17 protein-coding genes are annotated in these 16178 nt (G+C 58.2%); 9 read left to right on the forward strand and 8 right to left on the reverse strand.

Translation table 11 applies throughout. The annotated features are described in order from the left end of the window. Nucleotides 1–129: 129 nt before the first annotated feature. The 6 genes from LQ945_RS20230 (at nucleotide 130) to LQ945_RS20255 (ending at nucleotide 7188) form a co-directional block, all read left to right on the forward strand. Nucleotides 130–1059, forward strand: coding sequence for a LysR substrate-binding domain-containing protein (locus tag LQ945_RS20230; protein WP_270101570.1), 930 nt, complete (start codon nucleotides 130–132; stop codon nucleotides 1057–1059). A gap of 115 nt (nucleotides 1060–1174) precedes the next feature. Beyond that, a complete protein-coding gene (bglX, locus tag LQ945_RS20235; RefSeq protein ID WP_270103009.1) occupies nucleotides 1175–3472 on the forward strand; it encodes a beta-glucosidase BglX in 2298 nt (765 codons plus the stop codon). 184 nt (nucleotides 3473–3656) lie between these two features. Next, nucleotides 3657–4697, forward strand: a complete 1041-nt coding sequence (locus tag LQ945_RS20240; protein WP_270101571.1) for an ABC transporter substrate-binding protein — start codon at nucleotides 3657–3659, stop codon at nucleotides 4695–4697. Next, complete coding sequence (locus LQ945_RS20245) at nucleotides 4694–5692, forward strand: FecCD family ABC transporter permease (RefSeq protein WP_269934328.1); 999 nt, start codon at nucleotides 4694–4696, stop codon at nucleotides 5690–5692. Before LQ945_RS20240 ends, LQ945_RS20245 begins: the two co-directional genes overlap by 4 nt. After that, the gene (locus tag LQ945_RS20250) at nucleotides 5685–6464 is read left to right on the forward strand and encodes an ABC transporter ATP-binding protein (protein ID WP_270101572.1); all 780 of its coding nucleotides are present in this window, start codon (nucleotides 5685–5687) and stop codon (nucleotides 6462–6464) included. The genes LQ945_RS20245 and LQ945_RS20250 overlap by 8 nt, the downstream gene beginning before the upstream one ends. Beyond that, nucleotides 6457–7188 carry a substrate-binding domain-containing protein gene (locus LQ945_RS20255; protein WP_270101573.1) on the forward strand — a complete coding sequence of 244 codons (732 nt, stop codon included), beginning with the start codon at nucleotides 6457–6459 and terminating at the stop codon, nucleotides 7186–7188. The genes LQ945_RS20250 and LQ945_RS20255 overlap by 8 nt, the downstream gene beginning before the upstream one ends. 31 nt (nucleotides 7189–7219) lie before the next feature. On the opposite strand, the gene LQ945_RS20260 is transcribed toward LQ945_RS20255, so the two are convergent. The 6 genes from LQ945_RS20260 to lsrK all read right to left on the reverse strand — a co-directional run bounded on the left by LQ945_RS20260 (nucleotide 7220) and on the right by lsrK (nucleotide 12954). Then, entirely contained in the window at nucleotides 7220–7516 is a 297-nt protein-coding gene (locus LQ945_RS20260; protein ID WP_270101574.1) for a hypothetical protein, read from the reverse strand. Then, on the reverse strand, nucleotides 7513–8148 hold the full coding sequence (locus LQ945_RS20265; protein ID WP_129935599.1) for an AAA family ATPase: 636 nt from the start codon (nucleotides 8146–8148) through the stop codon (nucleotides 7513–7515). The genes LQ945_RS20260 and LQ945_RS20265 overlap by 4 nt, the downstream gene beginning before the upstream one ends. Nucleotides 8149–8424: 276 nt before the next feature. Then, nucleotides 8425–8766, reverse strand: coding sequence for an HNH nuclease YajD (gene yajD / locus LQ945_RS20270; RefSeq protein ID WP_020825794.1), 342 nt, complete (start codon nucleotides 8764–8766; stop codon nucleotides 8425–8427). 97 nt (nucleotides 8767–8863) lie between these two features. Beyond that, nucleotides 8864–9757 (reverse strand): LysR family transcriptional regulator, encoded by an 894-nt coding sequence (locus LQ945_RS20275; protein WP_269934325.1) that lies wholly within the window; start codon nucleotides 9755–9757, stop codon nucleotides 8864–8866. A 211-nt stretch (nucleotides 9758–9968) separates the two neighbouring features. Next, nucleotides 9969–11153, reverse strand: a complete 1185-nt coding sequence (locus LQ945_RS20280; RefSeq protein ID WP_044549063.1) for an MFS transporter — start codon at nucleotides 11151–11153, stop codon at nucleotides 9969–9971. A 235-nt stretch (nucleotides 11154–11388) separates the two neighbouring features. Continuing rightward, nucleotides 11389–12954 (reverse strand): autoinducer-2 kinase, encoded by a 1566-nt coding sequence (gene lsrK, locus LQ945_RS20285; protein WP_262241901.1) that lies wholly within the window; start codon nucleotides 12952–12954, stop codon nucleotides 11389–11391. Nucleotides 12955–13140: 186 nt separating this feature from the next. On the opposite strand from lsrK, the gene lsrG reads away from it, so the two are divergent. Both lsrG and LQ945_RS20295 read left to right on the forward strand, forming a co-directional pair. Continuing rightward, nucleotides 13141–13434 carry a (4S)-4-hydroxy-5-phosphonooxypentane-2,3-dione isomerase gene (lsrG, locus tag LQ945_RS20290; RefSeq protein ID WP_020825799.1) on the forward strand — a complete coding sequence of 98 codons (294 nt, stop codon included), beginning with the start codon at nucleotides 13141–13143 and terminating at the stop codon, nucleotides 13432–13434. Between the two features lie 85 nt (nucleotides 13435–13519). Beyond that, nucleotides 13520–14113 (forward strand): LysE family translocator, encoded by a 594-nt coding sequence (locus LQ945_RS20295; RefSeq protein WP_270101575.1) that lies wholly within the window; start codon nucleotides 13520–13522, stop codon nucleotides 14111–14113. Here LQ945_RS20295 and LQ945_RS20300 read toward each other — a convergent pair. Then, nucleotides 14110–14922, reverse strand: a complete 813-nt coding sequence (locus tag LQ945_RS20300; protein ID WP_270101576.1) for an AraC family transcriptional regulator — start codon at nucleotides 14920–14922, stop codon at nucleotides 14110–14112. The two genes, LQ945_RS20295 and LQ945_RS20300, sit on opposite strands and share 4 nt — an antisense overlap. 70 nt (nucleotides 14923–14992) lie before the next feature. Here LQ945_RS20300 and LQ945_RS20305 point away from each other — a divergent pair, with 70 nt between their 5' ends. Further along, nucleotides 14993–15211: a DUF7661 family protein gene (locus LQ945_RS20305; RefSeq protein ID WP_270101577.1), complete on the forward strand. Its 219-nt coding sequence runs from the start codon at nucleotides 14993–14995 to the stop codon at nucleotides 15209–15211. Nucleotides 15212–15240: 29 nt separating this feature from the next. Here LQ945_RS20305 and LQ945_RS20310 read toward each other — a convergent pair whose 3' ends face one another. Further along, nucleotides 15241–16089: a PA4780 family RIO1-like protein kinase gene (locus tag LQ945_RS20310; RefSeq protein ID WP_020825803.1), complete on the reverse strand. Its 849-nt coding sequence runs from the start codon at nucleotides 16087–16089 to the stop codon at nucleotides 15241–15243. Nucleotides 16090–16178 lie beyond the last annotated feature (89 nt).

Consider the following 16178-nt stretch of genomic DNA (forward strand, 5'->3'; position numbering starts at 1 on the left):
CGGAGATCATGGCTTTTATCTTCTGCTCATCGCCGCGGGCGCAGCATGCAGCGCCCCTGCCATGCGGGATCGCCGTAGGGGACGCAGATATTCGTCCCGACCATTTTCTGGGATTTCAAGGAACTCGCCATGTTGTCATCACTGCCGTCGCTCGACGTACTGAAAACCTTTTTGGTGGTGGCCCAGCGCCTTAATTTCACGCATGCCGCCCAGAGTCTGCACCTGACGCAGGGCGCAGTCAGCCGGCAAATACTGGGGCTGGAACAGCATCTGGGTTATCCGTTGTTTAGCCGACGTGCGCGCGGTCTGACCCTGACGCCACAGGGGGCCATGCTGCTGCCCCCGGTGCAGCAGGCCCTGGGACTGCTGGATGAGGCGCTGACCAGAGTCGGCACTCAGCCCGGCACGCTGCGAATCAAATGCCCGACCTGCGCCATGCGCTGGGTGTTGCCGCGCATTATCCGGCTGCAAAATGAACGGCCGGAAATGCACATAGAGCTGACCGCTTCGGTGTCGCACGGGCTGGATTTCGGCGCGGAACATTTCGACGCCGCCGTGGTGTTCGGTCAACCGCAGGGGAAAAAGCTGGCGGTACATCATCTGTTCGATGAAATTCTCACGCCGGTCTGCACGCCGATTTACCTGCCCGATTTATGCCGTCCGCCCACGTTGGCCGATCTGGCGGATAAGACGCTGTTGCATCCCACACGCGATCGCCGCGACTGGCTGTTGTGGCTAAAGGCGGCGGGGCAGGAGACGTTGCCCTCCGGCAAGGGGCAGCATTTCGAAACGCTCGATCTGGCGATGAGCGCCGCGCTGCAGGGTTTTGGCATCGCCATCGGCGATTTGTGTTTGCTGGAGGAGGATATTCAGGCGCAGCGTATCGTGACGCCGTTCCCGCTCAGCGTGGTCAGCGGTGCGGCTTACTATTTGGTCTATCCTGAACAGGCAGTGCTGCCGCCGGCCTTAACCGCGCTGGTGGATTTCCTCGGCGATGAGGCGGCGCAAAGCCGTGCCCGGCTGAAAAACTATCGCCCGACCTGCGCTAACAGCTTGTAACCTTTAACATTACAAAGTATTTCTGCGGTGAAAAGGAGTATGGCACACTGCCTTTTCACGTCGATTAATCATCCCCGTCGCCGTCTGCGGCGGGAACATGCCTGAGATAAAAAATATGAAATGGCTTTGTGTGGTGAGTATGTTGTCCGGTCTGGCCATCAGCCCGGTTTTTGCGCAGGAAAGCGCCATAACGCAAGGTGTTAATGCCCAGCAGCGCGATGCCTTTGTCTCCAACCTGATGAAGCAGATGACGCTGGAGGAAAAAATCGGCCAGCTGCGCTTAATCAGCGTCGGTCCGGACAACCCGAAAGAGGCGATCCGCGACGGCATCAGCAAGGGACAAATCGGCGCCATCTTCAACACCGTCACCCGGCCGGATATCCGTGCCATGCAGGATCAGGCGATGCAGCTCAGCCGCCTGAAAATCCCGCTGTTCTTTGCCTATGATGTGGTGCACGGCCAGCGCACCGTGTTCCCGATCAGCCTCGGGTTGGCGGCCAGCTTTGATCTGGAAGCCATCGCACTCAGCGGTCGGGTGTCGGCGCAGGAAGCCAGCGACGACGGCCTGAACATGACTTTCTCGCCGATGGTCGATATCACCCGAGATCCGCGCTGGGGTCGGGTCTCTGAAGGTTTCGGTGAAGACACCTGGCTGGTCTCCAAAATCGCCAAGGTTATGGTGGGCGCCTATCAAAACGGTGACCCGTCCAAACCCGGCTCGATCATGGCCAGCGTGAAGCACTTCGCACTGTACGGCGCCACCGAAGGCGGTCGCGACTACAATACCGTCGACATGAGCCCGTTGCGGATGTATCAGGACTATCTGCCACCTTATAAAGCGGCAGTGGATGCCGGCAGCGGTGGCGTTATGGTGTCGCTCAATTCGGTGAATGGCATCCCGGCTACTGCTAACCCGTGGCTGCTGAAGGACCTGCTGCGCGATCGGTGGGGCTTCAAGGGCATCACCATCAGCGACCACGGTGCGATTAAAGAGCTGATAAAACACGGTGTGGCTGCGGACGCGCGTGATGCAGTACGACTGGCGATCACCTCTGGCGTCGACATGAGCATGAGCGACGAATATTACGACCAATACCTGCCGGGGCTGGTGAAAGACGGGCTGGTGTCGGAAAGCGACATTGACCGTGCCTGTCGCGACGTGTTGAACACCAAATATGATATGGGCCTGTTTAAAGACCCTTACACCCATCTTGGCCCGGTCGGTTCCGACCCGCAGGACACCAATGCCGAAAGCCGCCTGCACCGTGCCGAAGCGCGCGTGATCGCACGTAAAACCATGGTGCTGCTGAAGAATGACCGGCAGACATTGCCGCTGAGCAAGCAGGCGACCATTGCGCTGGTCGGGCCGATGGCCGACAGCCAGCGTGACGTGATGGGCAGCTGGTCGGCGGCCGGGGTGATTAAACAGTCGGTGACCCTCCGTGAAGGGCTGGAAAGTGCGGTGGGCGACAAGGCGAAAATTCTCTACGCCAAAGGGGCCAACGTCACTCAGGACAAGAGCATTATCGACTACCTGAACGAGTATGAGCCGGCGGTGGTGTTTGACACCCGTCCACCGCAGCAGATGATTGACGAAGCGGTGCAGGCGGCGAAGAAAGCCGACGTGGTGGTGGCGGTAGTGGGGGAATCGCAGGGCATGGCGCATGAAGCTTCCAGCCGGGCCGATATCACCATTCCTCAAAGCCAGCGTGATTTGATCTCCGCGCTGAAAGCCACCGGCAAGCCATTGGTCTTGGTGCTGATGAACGGCCGTCCGCTGGCGCTGAGTTGGGAAAGCCAGCAGGCGGATGCGATGCTGGAAACCTGGTACAGCGGCACCGAAGGCGGTAATGCGGTTGCCGACGTGCTGTTCGGCGATTACAACCCGTCGGGCAAGTTACCGATGACTTTCCCGCGTTCGGTCGGTCAGATCCCGATGTACTACAACCACCTGAACACCGGCCGTCCGTTCGGCAAGGAAAACCCGGGCAAGTACACCTCGCGCTACTTTGATTCGCCGAACGGGCCGCTATATCCCTTCGGTTATGGCCTGAGCTACACCAGCTTCAGCCTGTCGGACCTGAAACTTTCCAGACCGACAATGGCGCGCAACGGCAAGATCACCGCCAGCGTCACGCTGAAGAACACCGGTAAATATGATGGCGCTACCGTAGTGCAACTGTATCTGCAGGACGTGACCGCCTCGGTCAGCCGTCCGGTAAAAGAGCTGCGCAACTTTAAGAAAGTGATGCTGAAAGCGGGCCAGGCGCAGACCGTTGAGCTGCCGATCACCGAAGAGGATCTCAAGTTCTATAACGCCAGCCTGAAATGGGGCGCGGAACCGGGCAAGTTTAACGTGATGGTAGGTCTGGATTCTGACAACGTTCAGGCACAGAGCTTTACGCTGAAGTAGTTGCCTTATGACCCTCCCTCATGGCTTTGAGGGAGGGCTCGTCATTTTTAGCACTTCGTCCCCTGCCATGTTTTACCCTTCTGATAGCTGCGCAGGGGATCCTGTTGTTTTGATCCCGCTGATTGTTTCGCCACGGCTATCGCTATATCATTTTATATATAACGATAATCCACCGGAAACTCTCATGTTCAAACGCTTGTTGCTGATTTTTATTCTTTTCTCTTCCGCCGCGCAGGCGGATCGCCAGGTCACCGACCAACTCAACAGACAGGTCACATTACCCGATACCATTACCCGTGCGGTGGTGTTGCAACACCAGACGCTGAACCTGCTGGTGCAGCTCGATGCACTGCCGCAGGTGGTGGGGGTGCTCAGCAGCTGGAAGAAACAGCTGGGGCCAAATTATCTGCGGCGGGCACCTGGGTTGGCGAAGATGCCGATGCCGGGCGATCTCACCTCGGTGAACATCGAAAGCCTGCTCAGCCTGCACCCGCAGGTGGTGTTTGTCGCTAACTATGCGCCGCCGGAAATGATTGCCCAGATTGAACGGGCCGGTATTCCGGTGGTGGCTATTTCGTTACGCCGTGAGGCGGCGGATCAGGCCGGGAAAATGAACCCGGTACTCAATGATGAAGATCAGGCCTATAACCTTGGCCTGCAGGACGGTATCCGCCTGATCGGCACGGTAATGGGGCACCAGCCGCAGGCAGAGGCGATGATCCAGGACGTTTTTCAGCAGAGAACGCTGGTGGCCGACCGGCTGCGAGACCTGCCTGCGGACCAACGGGTTCGGGTGTATATGGCCAATCCGGATTTAACCACTTATGGATCGGGCAAATACACCGGACTGATGATGCAGCATGCCGGTGCGCTAAACGTGGCGGCGAAGGATATTCAGGGTTTTAAGCAGGTATCGATTGAAGACGTGCTGAAATGGAACCCGGCGGTGATTTTCGTACAGGAGCGTTATCCCGAGGTGGTGCAGCAAATCCTCAGTTCGCCGCAGTGGCAGGGGATTGACGCGGTAAAAAATAAACGCGTCTATCTGATGCCGGAATACGCCAAAGCCTGGGGCTACCCGATGCCGGAAGCGTTGGCGCTGGGTGAACTTTGGATGGCGAAAAAGCTGTATCCGCAGCGTTTTAGCGACGTTAATTTGCAACAGCGGGTGGATGCCTATTACCGGCAGTATTATCGCAGCAGCTGTTGCCAGAGCGAGCAATGAGGCTTGGCTGGCTGCTCCTGCTGACGTTGCTTTGCGCGCTGCTGTCGTTGGGTATTGGCCGTTACCCGGTGTCGGCAGCGCACAGTCTGATGATCCTGCTGGAGCCGCTGACCGGCCCGCAAGGCGTTATCGACGCGGTTCAACGCCAGGTGATTCTGGGCGTACGCGTACCCAGAGTGTTATTGGCGATGGGGGCCGGAGCCTCTCTGGCTCTGTGCGGTGCCGCGCTGCAAGGTGTCTTTCGTAACCCGCTGGTGGATCCGCATATCATCGGCGTTTCTTCCGGTGCGGCCTTTGGCGGTACGCTGGCGATTCTGCTCAGCCTGCCGATGATCGCACTGTTGCTGTCGGCTTTTGTGTTTGGCATGGCGGCGTTGCTGCTGATTTTTGCCATTACCAGCGCCATCGCCCGGCGCAATATCTTGTCGCTAGTGTTAGCCGGGGTGATCCTCAGCGGCTTTTTCTCCGCCTGCGTCAGCCTGCTGCAATATTTGGCCGATACCGAAGAGAAATTGCCGAGCATCGTGTTCTGGCTGCTGGGCAGCTTCGCCACCGCCGACGACAATAAACTGTTGATGCTGTTCCTGCCGCTGCTGTTGGCCGGCGGGCTGTTGGTGGCATTGCGCTGGCGCATCAATCTGTTGTCGCTGGGGGATGAGGATGCCGCCGCGTTGGGCATTAACGTCGAGCGCACCCGCTGGCTGATCCTGACGTTGTGCGCCGCGATTGTCGCCGCGCAGGTGGCGGTCAGCGGCAGCATTGGCTGGGTCGGGTTGGTTATTCCGCACGTCGCCCGGCTGCTGGTCGGCCCCGATCATCGTCGTCTGTTACCGGCTTCTCTGTGTTTAGGGGCGTTGTATATGGTGTTGATCGACGACCTTGCGCGCACGCTGAGCAGCAGTGAAATTCCATTGGGCATCCTGACGGCTTTGATTGGTGCACCGCTGTTTGCGCTGTTGTTGCGTCGCGCGCAACTGAGGGGCTGGCATGGCTGAGACATTACTGAAGGTCGAGGATCTCAGCTTTGGTTGGCCCGGCCAAGCGCCTTTGTTTAACGCGCTGAGCCTGCAATTGTCGCGTGGCGAAGTCTTGGCGGTGCTTGGCCCCAACGGGCGCGGTAAAAGCACTTTGATGCAGTTGCTGCTCGGTACCTTGCCGCTGCAGCAGGGGGCGGTTGAATGTGTCGGTGGCATCGGTTTTGTGCCGCAGCATTTCACGGTGCCTTTTGCCTATCGGGTGCTGGATATCGTGCTGATGGGGCGAGCGCGTTACGTGGGGTTGTTCCGTTCCCCTTCGGCGCAGGATCACCGATTGGCGAAAGACGCCCTGCAGACGCTGGATATGCTGGAGTTTGCCGAACGCGAATTTGGCAGTTTGTCCGGCGGGCAGCGGCAACTGGTGCTGATTGCCCGCGCGTTGGTGATGAGCTGCGAGGTGCTGATACTGGATGAACCCACTTCGGCATTGGATCTTCATCACCAGGATCGGGTGCTGAGTCTGATCTCGTCACTGGCGCGGGAACGGCAGATGGCGGTGATGTTTTCGACCCATCAGCCCAATCATGCCCATGCGGTGGCCGATCGCGCGCTGTTGCTGGGGGCGGCTGGGCGGCATCAAATCGGCCCCTGCGATGCGGTGCTGACGGCCGAGCGCTTGTCGCCACTGTTTGATTTGGCGATTGAACGGGTAGCCTTGCAGATCGAAGACCGGCAGTTTGAAACGCTAGTGCCTCTGTATCGTAGCCAAAGGGAGCGTCAGGATGGGTAATATTCAGCTGTTTGCCGCCGGTAGCCTGCGCGTGGCCTTTGGGCCCTTGTTGGCTGCGTTTCAGGTACAAACCGGCGAGGTTGTGGATGCGGTATTTGGTCCCGCAGGCCTGCTGCGCCAGCGCATCGAAGCCGGAGAACGCCCGCATGTTTTCGCGTCGGCCAATCTGCTGCACCCGCAGCGGCTGGTGGACCTGCATTTATCGTCGCGTGTGCATGCTTTTGCCCGTAACCGGCTGTGCGCCACGGTGCGCAATATTGCCGGGTTGACCGAGCGCCCGTTGCTGGAGGTACTGCTGGATACTCGCTGGCGGGTAGCGACCTCAACGCCGGGCGCCGACCCTTCCGGCGACTATGCGCAGCAACTGTTCGAGCGTATTGAGCTGTTGGCACCGGGGCAGGGCGTCCCCTTGCAGCAGCGGGCTTTGGCGTTGGTTGGCGGGCCCGATTCGGCCCCGCTGCCTGCGAACCGACCCGCAGCTGAGTATCTGCTCAACAGCGGGCAGGCAGATATCTTTCTCGGTTACGCCAGCTATGGCGCTGCGTTGGCAAGGTTTCCCGAGCTGGTGGTGCGGCAGTTACCGCCTTCGCTGACGATTGAGGCCGACTATGGTCTGTGTCTGTTGGATGGACGGGCACAGGCCTTGGCCGAGTTTATTCTGGCGGAACAGGGGCAGGCGATCCTGCGTAGTCAGGGGTTTTTACCTGCCAACCTGATGAGCTAATGGCTTATTAAGTTGGCAGGTTAAGAGGCTATTACATCTTCTTCAGCAGTTGCAGCAGATGTTCTTCACTCTTCTCTGCCAGCCCGTCGATCGCCAGCTTGATGATATCGGAACGGGTGATGCGCACCACGCCGTTACGCGCTGCCTGCACAATGATTTCATCGATGGCGTCGACGTGATTATCGGTCAGGCTGACTGAAATGGCTTTGTAAGTGCGTTTACGACCCTGCGGCTTGGCTTCTGGTGCGGGAGCCAGCAAAGTGTGCGAGGTGGCGCTGTTGATAAATTCGTCTTCCGACATGCGGTGGGTTGGGGTGCGCTTTTTCACAGGATCACCTCCTTCACCAGGCTTTCGATTTCCGCCTGCGCTTTTAGGTTATTCGCTTCATGCACGGTAATCGCCTCGCCCCAGGCATCGCGGTAAATCTTGCGGTCGCACAGGCGGTTGCTGACCAGCGTCAATTCCGGGTACTCGCTCAACACCTGCGCCGCTTCGTTAGCTTCATTAATAAAGATGTTGGTCGGGCACATGTTCAGCACGATGTAACCTTTCACCTTCTCGTTATATTCCTGCGCGGTGGCGAACATTTCCGACAGATAGCCGACGGTATCCAGATCCATCTGCGACGGGCGTAGCGGAGAAAGGAACAGATCGGCGGCCAACAGGCCCGAGCGCAGTTCGGCGCTGTCGCGGCCGGCGGTGTCGACAATCACATAATCGTAATGGCGATCCAGCTCCAGCAGCGTCTCTTTGATTTTACCCGAGGCGGCAACCACCGGAATATGCGGCAGACCTTCAACATTTTGGCGATCGTTATACCAGGTCATGATTGATTTCTGATCGTCAGCATCGACGATGATGGCGGTTTTTCCCTGCTTGAGGATCAGATATCCGGCGATATTGACCGCCTTGGTCGATTTCCCTACGCCACCTTTTTGCGAGCCAATCAAAACAATCATGCTGCCATCTCTCAAGTTATTAAGCTGTTAACTTATTAAGTTAATATGCTTATTAGGTTGATAACTAAACAGGTTAACTACAACAGAGCCTGAACAATATGCACCAACGGCGGCGGCTTGCCAAGCCAGTATGCGGTTAACTTTACAGCCTATTTTGCTGGTAACGGAGTCAGTGGGTAAGTAGGAATGTTCTGGGAAGGGGGGCAAGCGAAAGGATTTTTTTTATTTAGCAGCTTAATAAGTTATTAAGCTGCTAGTGGCGGTGGTGCCCGAACGCTACTTTTTCAACATCGATTTCAGGTTGGCGAACGGGTTATGGGTCGCGAGCCCGACGTCTTTTTGCGCGTCCTCACCGGCCACTACCGTAGAGCCATACTGATCGGCTTCGGTATATTTGGAGTGTTCGTGGTCGTGGCAATACAGGCACAGCATTTCCCAGTTGCTGCCGTCTTCCGGGTTGTTGCTGTGGTCGTGATCGATATGGTGAACCGTCAGTTCGCGCAGATTGGAATAAACAAACTCGCGCGAGCAACGCCCGCAGACCCAGGGGAAGATTTTCAGTGCTTTTTCGCGGTAGCCGGTCTCCAGCCTCGCGTAGTTTTTTGGAATATATGCCATGGTGTATGCTCGTCGGGTGATAACAATAATGCGTTAAATAATACCACAAAGCGCCCGGTTACAGCGTGCGGCACATCACCACCTGCTGCAGTTTCGGCTATTTGAAAGCTTCCACCGCCCAGTCTATAAACACCCGCATTTTGGCGCTCAGATGGCGATTGGAGGGATACACCACATACATCTGCTCGGCCGGTGGCTGCCAGTCGGGCAGCAGGCTGACCAGTTCGCCGTTGTCCAGATGCGGCTGAGCCATAAAGCGGAAGGTTTGAATAATGCCCAACCCGGCCAGCGCCGCCGCCAGCAGGGCATTACCCTCGTTGACGCTGACGTGATAGCGGTGCTGAATATCGATCTCCTTGCCCCGATCGACAAAGTGCAGCGGCTGGATGCGATCGTTCAGCGCATGGCGGTAATGTGCCAGTGGGAAACCTAACTCCAGATCGCAAGGGTGTTGCGGCGTACCGTAGCGCGCCAGATAGGCCGGGGTGGCGCAGGTCACCCATTCAAGCTCGAACAGCCGACGGGCAATCAGGCTGGAATCGGCCAGTGGCCCGCTGCGGATCACGCAGTCGGCGCTGTCGTTAATCAGATCAATAAGACGGTCGCCTACCCCCAGGTCGATCTGAATTTGCGGGTAACGCGCGATAAAGTCCGGCAGCGCCGGCACCAGCAATTGCCGTGCCGTCGAGCCACCGGCGTCAATGCGCAGCACGCCTTGTGGCGCACTCTGCGACTCGGTCATGCTGCCTTCCATCTGCTCAAGCTCCGCCAGCCACTTTACCGTCCGCTGGTAATAGCATTCGCCCTCGGCAGTGACCGACACGCTGCGGGTGGTGCGCTGGAACAGTTTGGTTTGCAGATGATCTTCCAGGTTCTGGATCAGCTTGGTGACCGTGGCCTTGGGCATCCGCAGTGAATCTGCGGCGCGGGTGAAGCCGCCGGTTTCCACCACGCGGTTAAACACCCGAATAGCGAGTAAATGATGATCCATAGCGCTCTCAGTGCAAAACCCCGGCGGCAAGCCGGGGTGAATTTGATGACAAACACCCGAAAAGCGTGGTTTTCGGGTGTTTGGGGTAAACCTGAAGACATCATTCTTTGTTTTTATTAGTCCACAAAACATGACTTTTAAGCACAGAGGACTTTGTCAGCAGTCTGACCCCGGCGGCAAGCCGGGGTGTGTTTCTGCGGATGAATAATGATTATGACTGTTTAGCGCCAATCATGCCGGAACGCAAGGTCAGGCCGAAAACCAGCGCGGCGGACAGGGTGAGTGCACCGCCAAACAACATGGCGCTGCTGACGCCCTGCCAGTCAACCACTTCGCCACCCAACAACGCGCCGGAAGCCAGCGCAATCTGGATCACACAGACCAGCAGTGCCTGACCGGCTTCCGGTGCCTGCGGGACGGCGGCGAACATCCAGTTGGTGGCGCAAACCGGCACGGCGCCGAACGCCAACCCCCATACCATTACCATCAGCGTAGCGCCGGCGATGCCACTGAGGAACGGCGAGACGATCAGGATGGCAGCCAACATGGCGGTGATCAGAATAAAGGTGGCGCGCAGGCTGCGTTCGGCCAGCCTTTCACCCAAAAAAGTTCCAAGCAGGCCAATGGCGCCGTAGGCCAACAGCTGCAGCGAAATCGCCGAGGGGCTGAGGACAAACACCTGTTGCAGCAGCGGCTTCAGATAGGTGTAGGCGGCAAAGTGACCGATAAACAGTAACACTATGGCAATCAGCCCGGTACGTGCCATCGGCAGACGCAGGGGTAACAGCAGGTCGCGTGCAGTGACCGGGCGAGTGGGAGGGACCGACGTCAACAGGCGCAGTTGGGCCAGCAACACACCGATCGCCAGCACCGCGCTGCCAAAGAAGGCGGCGCGCCAGCCGAACAGGTCACCAATCAATGCCCCGGCGGGAACGCCGCACACGGCGCCGACCGAAATGCCGCTCAGAATCAGCGCGGTAGCGCGACCCTGACTGGCTTCCGGCACCAGATGACGGCCGTAGTTGGCGGCAAAGGCCCAAAAACCGCCGACGCATATGCCCAGCAACACGCGGCCCAGCAGCATCATGGGGAAGTTTACTGCCATTGCGGAGACCAGGTTGGAGACCGCCAGCAGCACGCTCAGCGCCAGCATCAGCAGGCGACGGTCGAGTCGACCGGCTGCCAGGCTCAGTGCCGGAGCGGCGATCGCCGCGATGATACCAGGCACGGTCACCATCAGGCCGGCCCTGCCGGTGCTGACGTCCAGCGACGGTGCTATATTGGTCAGCAGGCCGATCGGCAGAAACTCGGTGGTGACCATCACAAAGCAGGCGACGGTCAGCGAGAAGATCGCCAGCCAGGGTGATGGTGCAGGTTTCTCATTATTATTCAGCATAGTACCGCTCTTCCCAGGTGGATGCGTAAACCGCGCGGTGAGCGCGGAGTGACAGAGATCACAATTTACGCAGAGCCCTGCGGCGGATAAATCCGTTTGCGGTGGTTACACTGTTTCTGAGGGGGAATAATCGCGTGAGGCCAGCCCGGCCTGGGCCTTCGCCCGTCAATCAGGCTAAATGTTCAATTGGCATAAGCTTATGCGATGGGTGCAGCAGGCCGCACCCGCTCACGTATTACAAGCCCGGCGCTTTCCACATCGAGGTGGTCAAGCCGTGGTCGACCAGAGTGAGCTGATCGGCATAGACCTGCTGCCAGGTCTCCTTTTGCCTCTGATACAGTTCATGATTGGCCATATCCGGTTGGTACTCGCGCTCCCAGCGCACCAGCCGTTCGCCGGTTTGCGCCAGTGATTCGTACAATCCGGCGCCCACCCCGGCTGCAATCGCGCAACCCAGGGCGGTGGCTTCCTTCACTGCCGGCACGCGTACCGTCAGGCCGGTGACGTCGCTGAGGATTTGGCTCCACAACTTGCCCTTCGAACCGCCCCCGGCAAACACCAGCGAACGTGCCTGTACGCCGGAGAAGCTGGCGATCTGCTCCAGGTTGCAGGCGGAAACAATGGCGGCGTTCTCTTCCAATGCACGGAACAGGGTCTGTTTATTGCAGCGTTCCGGATCGAGCGACAGGTTGATAAAGGACGGCGCGGCGTGATACCAGGTTTTGAAGTGCATAGCGTCGGAAAATATCGGCATCACTCCATAAGCCCCTGGCGGCACTCGTGCGGCCATCTCTTCCAGCAGGCTGTAGGCGTCCACCCCCAGCCGTTCCGCCAGCAGCTTCTCTTCGGCACAGAAGGCGTCGCGGAACCAGCGCATGGTCAACCCGGTGAAAAAGCTTATCGACTCCGCTTGTGCCATGCCGGGGATCACGTGTGGGTTGATGCGAATGTTCATCTCCGGATCGGTGGCTGGTTCCGGCAGGTTGACGATCTGCTGCCAGAAGGTGCCACCCAGCACGGCAGTCTGCCCGGCATGCACCACCCCCAGCCCCAGACTGCCCAGTTGCACATCTCCGCCGCCCATCACCACCGGTGTGCCGCGCAGCAAACCGCTTTGCTGCGCCGCCAGTTCGGTGATGTGCCCCAACACACTGCCGGTCTCTTTCACCGGTGACAGCATATCGGCACGCAGTCCGGCCATATCGAGCAGCGCCGGACGCCAGTCGCGGTTGACCAAATCGAGCATGCCGGTGGTACCGGCGTTGGAGGGATCCACCGCCAGTTCACCGCTGAGCATATTCGCCAGCCAGTCGCTGATCATGGTCAGGGTGGCCGCCTGACGGTAGATGTCCGGTCGATGATGCGCCAGCCACAGCAGGCGCGGCATGGCGCTCAACGCCAGCGTTTGGCCTGAATACTGGTAAACCTCGCGCTCGAAATTATGGTTATGCAGCTCTTTCAGTTCGCTGACTTCCTGGCTGGCACGGGCATCAACGTTGGCGCAGGCCCAGATCGGCACGCCGTCGCGATCGTAGAGTACGATGCCTTCACGCATGGAGCAGCAGGCCACGGAACGGATGGCCTGGCCAGAGAGACCGGCGTTTTGCAGCGCCTGGCGGATACACTGGCAGGTCAGTTGCCAGTTGTGGCTGAGGTCAAACTCCATGGAACCGGGCACGCCCGGCACGGCCAAATGCCGCCATTCCGCCTGGCCCTGAGCGATCTGGTTACCTGCCAGATCGAAGATTACTGCGCGAACGCTGCCGGTGCCTGCATCCAGCGCCATCAAATAGTTATCCATAGCTCACACTCTCTGGGGAGGAACCTTAACTATAGATGCCGTACTGTTTGCCCCGGTGGGGGAAGCGACAGGCCTGGCGGTATTTGTGAGCCAGGCAGCAAAATTACCCTTGCGCAGGGGCAATCTGCGGGATTAAACCTATGGTTGGAAAGAACATTGACCTTCAAGGTTTAACAAGGAGTCGCCATGCACGTCACACTGGTAGAAATTAACGTTAAACAGGACAAAATCGACGAGTTTATTGAGGTCTTCCGCGCCAATCACCTGGGGGCGATAGAAGAGCCGGGCAACCTGCGCTTTGACGTATTGCAGGATGAATCCATCCCGACGCGGTTTTATATTTACGAAGCCTATCGGGACGAGCAGGCGGTCGCCGCTCACAAAAAAACGCCGCACTATCTGCAATGCGTGGAGAAACTGGAAGCGCTGATGACCGGCCCACGCAAGAAAACCAGCTTTATCGGCCTGATGCCGGGTTAGCGCCGGCGTAGGGTAATTCTGTTCAATACAGTAACAAGCCAAGCCGTCAGTCTGGCATCTGTGAACTCTTTCTCAGGTGCCTTTAATGAATATCTATCTTTCCATGGCCGCATTTGCGCTGGCCTCTTCCATCACCCCCGGTCCGGTCAATATCGTTGCCCTGAGCGCGGGGGCGCAATTCGGTTTCAACGCCACTTTGCGCCATGTTTCGGGGGCCACGCTGGGGTTTACTCTGCTGTTGATCCTGCTAGGTCTGGGGCTGAACACGCTGTTGGTGCTGTGGCCGGTGCTGACGCAGGTTATCCAGTGGGCGGGCATCGCGTTTTTGTTGTTTATGGCGTATCAGTTGGCATTTGATGACGGCCGCCTGGGGAAGGGTAGTCAACCGCAAGCCCCTTCTTTCTGGTATGGCGCGCTGTTGCAGTGGCTGAACCCCAAGGCCTGGCTGGCGTCGGTGGCCAGTCTGGGAGCGTTTGTTGCCGATGGCGATCGCCTGCTGCTGTGGCAGTTCGCGGTAATTTACTTTGTGATCTGTTATGCCTCGGTGGCCTGCTGGGCTTACACCGGCGCGATGTTGACCGGCCTGCTGCGGCAGGCACGCAACGTACGGCGTTTTAATCGCTTGATGGCGCTGCTGTTGGCAGCCAGCGCCTGTTATCTGCTGGCCGACGGCATTTAGCGTGGGTTTTGGTACTGGCCGGGAGTGGCGGCCAGCAGCAGTTTGAAGGTGCGCTGAAAGTGTGCCTGATCGGCAAAACCGCTTTCGCTGGCCGCAGCGGCGATCGGATAACCGCGTTTCAGCAACCGGTGACCGAACTGAATGCGTTGGTTGACCAAATAAGCATGCGGCGTCATGCCGTAGCGCTGTTTAAAGGCGCGTATCAGGTAAGAGGGCGAAAGCGCTGCCGCCTGGCAGATGGCCTCCAGCGTGAGCGGCTGGGTACAATGCGCGTTGATAAAGGCTGCCGCGGCCGCCAGCCTTGGGTGCTCGTTGGGCGGAACCGGTGTGTCCCCCTGCGAGGTCTGTAAATCGCTGAAGTATTCCACCAGAGCGATCTGTTTTTCCAAATGGCAGCGCTGCGGATCGATCAGTAGCTCATACAGCCGGTTCAGACCGCCAAACAGTTCGGGATCACGGCTGAGCACCTCAGTGAAGGGGATAAAGTGGCCGTCGCCGCCGCCGATTTCTTGCTGCAATTTACCCAGCCAGGCGGCATCGATATAAAACATGATGTATGACCAGCGATGGTCGCCGATGGGGTTGCAGGCGTGGGCCTGCTGCGGGTTGATGATCACCACGTCGCCGGTGCTGACCTGCAATGCTTGGCTGCCGTTAATATAAATGCTGGTGCCGTCGGTGATGGCGCCGATGGAAAAGACTTCATGGCTGTGCAGCGCATAACAGACCTTGCGGCCATCTTCAATGGCGCGGGCCTCCACAAAGGGGAGCTGCGGATCACGCCAGAACTGCGGCGCATTGGCGGTCATTGGCTTTCCTTTTCGCTACGGCGGGACTAGCTTGTGTTATAGCCTAAAACACGCATGGGAGGGAATGCGGATGATGATTTTTAATGTGTTTGGCCGCCTGTTAGGCGTCAAACGGGCAGGGGATCAGTGGCAGCTGTTTCGCGTGACTTTGCCGGAGCGCAAGTATGCGCGCAGTTATGACATCGTGTTGCCGGATGAATTGACCGAAAGCGAGATAGCCGGCTATCTGGGGGACATTTACCACGAAGCCGCGACGGAACGCCATCCTGACGTCGTCAGGATCGAATAAACCCCGGCCCGATAAACAGGGCCGGAGGATTAATCTTCTTCGTTGCGGGCCATCAGTTGGCGTTGGTGCTCTTCGCTGGCCGCCTGGATCTCTTCCAGGACGGAACCGACATCGGCGCGTTTGTTGCTCTCGACAAACTTACCGGTCAGCACGCTCGCCGGCGTCAGATTACCTTCCTGGTACAGCGCCCAAATCTCTTTGGCATATTTGCTGCCGAGCAGTTCCGGTGCGTACTGGCCGTAAAACTGCGACATGTTATTGATATCACGTTCGAACATGCTTTTGGCGTGGTTGTTGGCGGCGGCATCCACCACCTGCGGCAGGTCGATAATCACCGGCCCGTTTTTGTCCATCAGCACGTTGAATTCCGACAGGTCGCCATGCACCAGACCGGCGCACAGCATGCGTACCGCGTAGTTCATCATCAACGCGTGATCGGCCCGTGCCTGTTCCGGCGTCAGGGTAACATCGCTCAAGCGCGGCGCTACCAGGCCTTCTTCGTCGGTGATCAGTTCCATCAGCAGTACGCCATCCAGACAGATATCCGGCTGCGGCACGCGAACGCCCGCTTTGGCGAGCAGGTTCAGCGCATCGACCTCGGTGTTCTGCCAGGCTTCTTCCTGCTGCTGGCGGCCGAATTTAGAGCCTTTGCTCATGGCGCGCGCATCACGGCTGTTACGCACTTTGCGCCCTTCCTGATAGTTCACGGCCTGCTTGAAGTTACGTTTTTCTGCTTCTTTGTAGACTTTGGCGCAGCGGATCTCTTCGCCGCAGCGCACGATAAAGACGTCGGCTTCTTTGCCACTTTTCAAACGGCGGATGACGTCGTCGATTAAACCATCATCTACCAATGGCTGGAGTCGTTTTGGAATTTTCATGCAGCCTTGTACCCTATTTAGGCTCCGGTGTGAATGGTTTGCTAAGGTGTTACCCTAATTTAGACCTGAAAGGCAAAAAATAGTTTGCC

It is taken from the genome of Serratia liquefaciens (assembly GCF_027594825.1).
GTDB lineage: Bacteria > Pseudomonadota > Gammaproteobacteria > Enterobacterales > Enterobacteriaceae > Serratia > Serratia liquefaciens_A.

Bases quoted from the DNA above. Each gene is read 5' to 3' on its own strand.
- LQ945_RS20230 (WP_270101570.1), top strand. From the start codon at position 130: ATGTTGTCATCACTGCCGTCGCTCGACGTACTGAAAACCTTTTTGGTG.
- bglX (WP_270103009.1), top strand. From the start codon at position 1,175: ATGAAATGGCTTTGTGTGGTGAGTATGTTGTCCGGTCTGGCCATCAGC.
- LQ945_RS20240 (WP_270101571.1), top strand. From the start codon at position 3,657: ATGTTCAAACGCTTGTTGCTGATTTTTATTCTTTTCTCTTCCGCCGCG.
- LQ945_RS20245 (WP_269934328.1), top strand. From the start codon at position 4,694: ATGAGGCTTGGCTGGCTGCTCCTGCTGACGTTGCTTTGCGCGCTGCTG.
- LQ945_RS20250 (WP_270101572.1), top strand. From the start codon at position 5,685: ATGGCTGAGACATTACTGAAGGTCGAGGATCTCAGCTTTGGTTGGCCC.
- LQ945_RS20255 (WP_270101573.1), top strand. From the start codon at position 6,457: ATGGGTAATATTCAGCTGTTTGCCGCCGGTAGCCTGCGCGTGGCCTTT.
- LQ945_RS20265 (WP_129935599.1), bottom strand. From the start codon at position 8,148: ATGATTGTTTTGATTGGCTCGCAAAAAGGTGGCGTAGGGAAATCGACC.
- yajD (WP_020825794.1), bottom strand. From the start codon at position 8,766: ATGGCATATATTCCAAAAAACTACGCGAGGCTGGAGACCGGCTACCGC.
- LQ945_RS20275 (WP_269934325.1), bottom strand. From the start codon at position 9,757: ATGGATCATCATTTACTCGCTATTCGGGTGTTTAACCGCGTGGTGGAA.
- LQ945_RS20280 (WP_044549063.1), bottom strand. From the start codon at position 11,153: ATGCTGAATAATAATGAGAAACCTGCACCATCACCCTGGCTGGCGATC.
- lsrK (WP_262241901.1), bottom strand. From the start codon at position 12,954: ATGGATAACTATTTGATGGCGCTGGATGCAGGCACCGGCAGCGTTCGC.
- lsrG (WP_020825799.1), top strand. From the start codon at position 13,141: ATGCACGTCACACTGGTAGAAATTAACGTTAAACAGGACAAAATCGAC.
- LQ945_RS20295 (WP_270101575.1), top strand. From the start codon at position 13,520: ATGAATATCTATCTTTCCATGGCCGCATTTGCGCTGGCCTCTTCCATC.
- LQ945_RS20300 (WP_270101576.1), bottom strand. From the start codon at position 14,922: ATGACCGCCAATGCGCCGCAGTTCTGGCGTGATCCGCAGCTCCCCTTT.
- LQ945_RS20305 (WP_270101577.1), top strand. From the start codon at position 14,993: ATGATGATTTTTAATGTGTTTGGCCGCCTGTTAGGCGTCAAACGGGCA.
- LQ945_RS20310 (WP_020825803.1), bottom strand. From the start codon at position 16,089: ATGAAAATTCCAAAACGACTCCAGCCATTGGTAGATGATGGTTTAATC.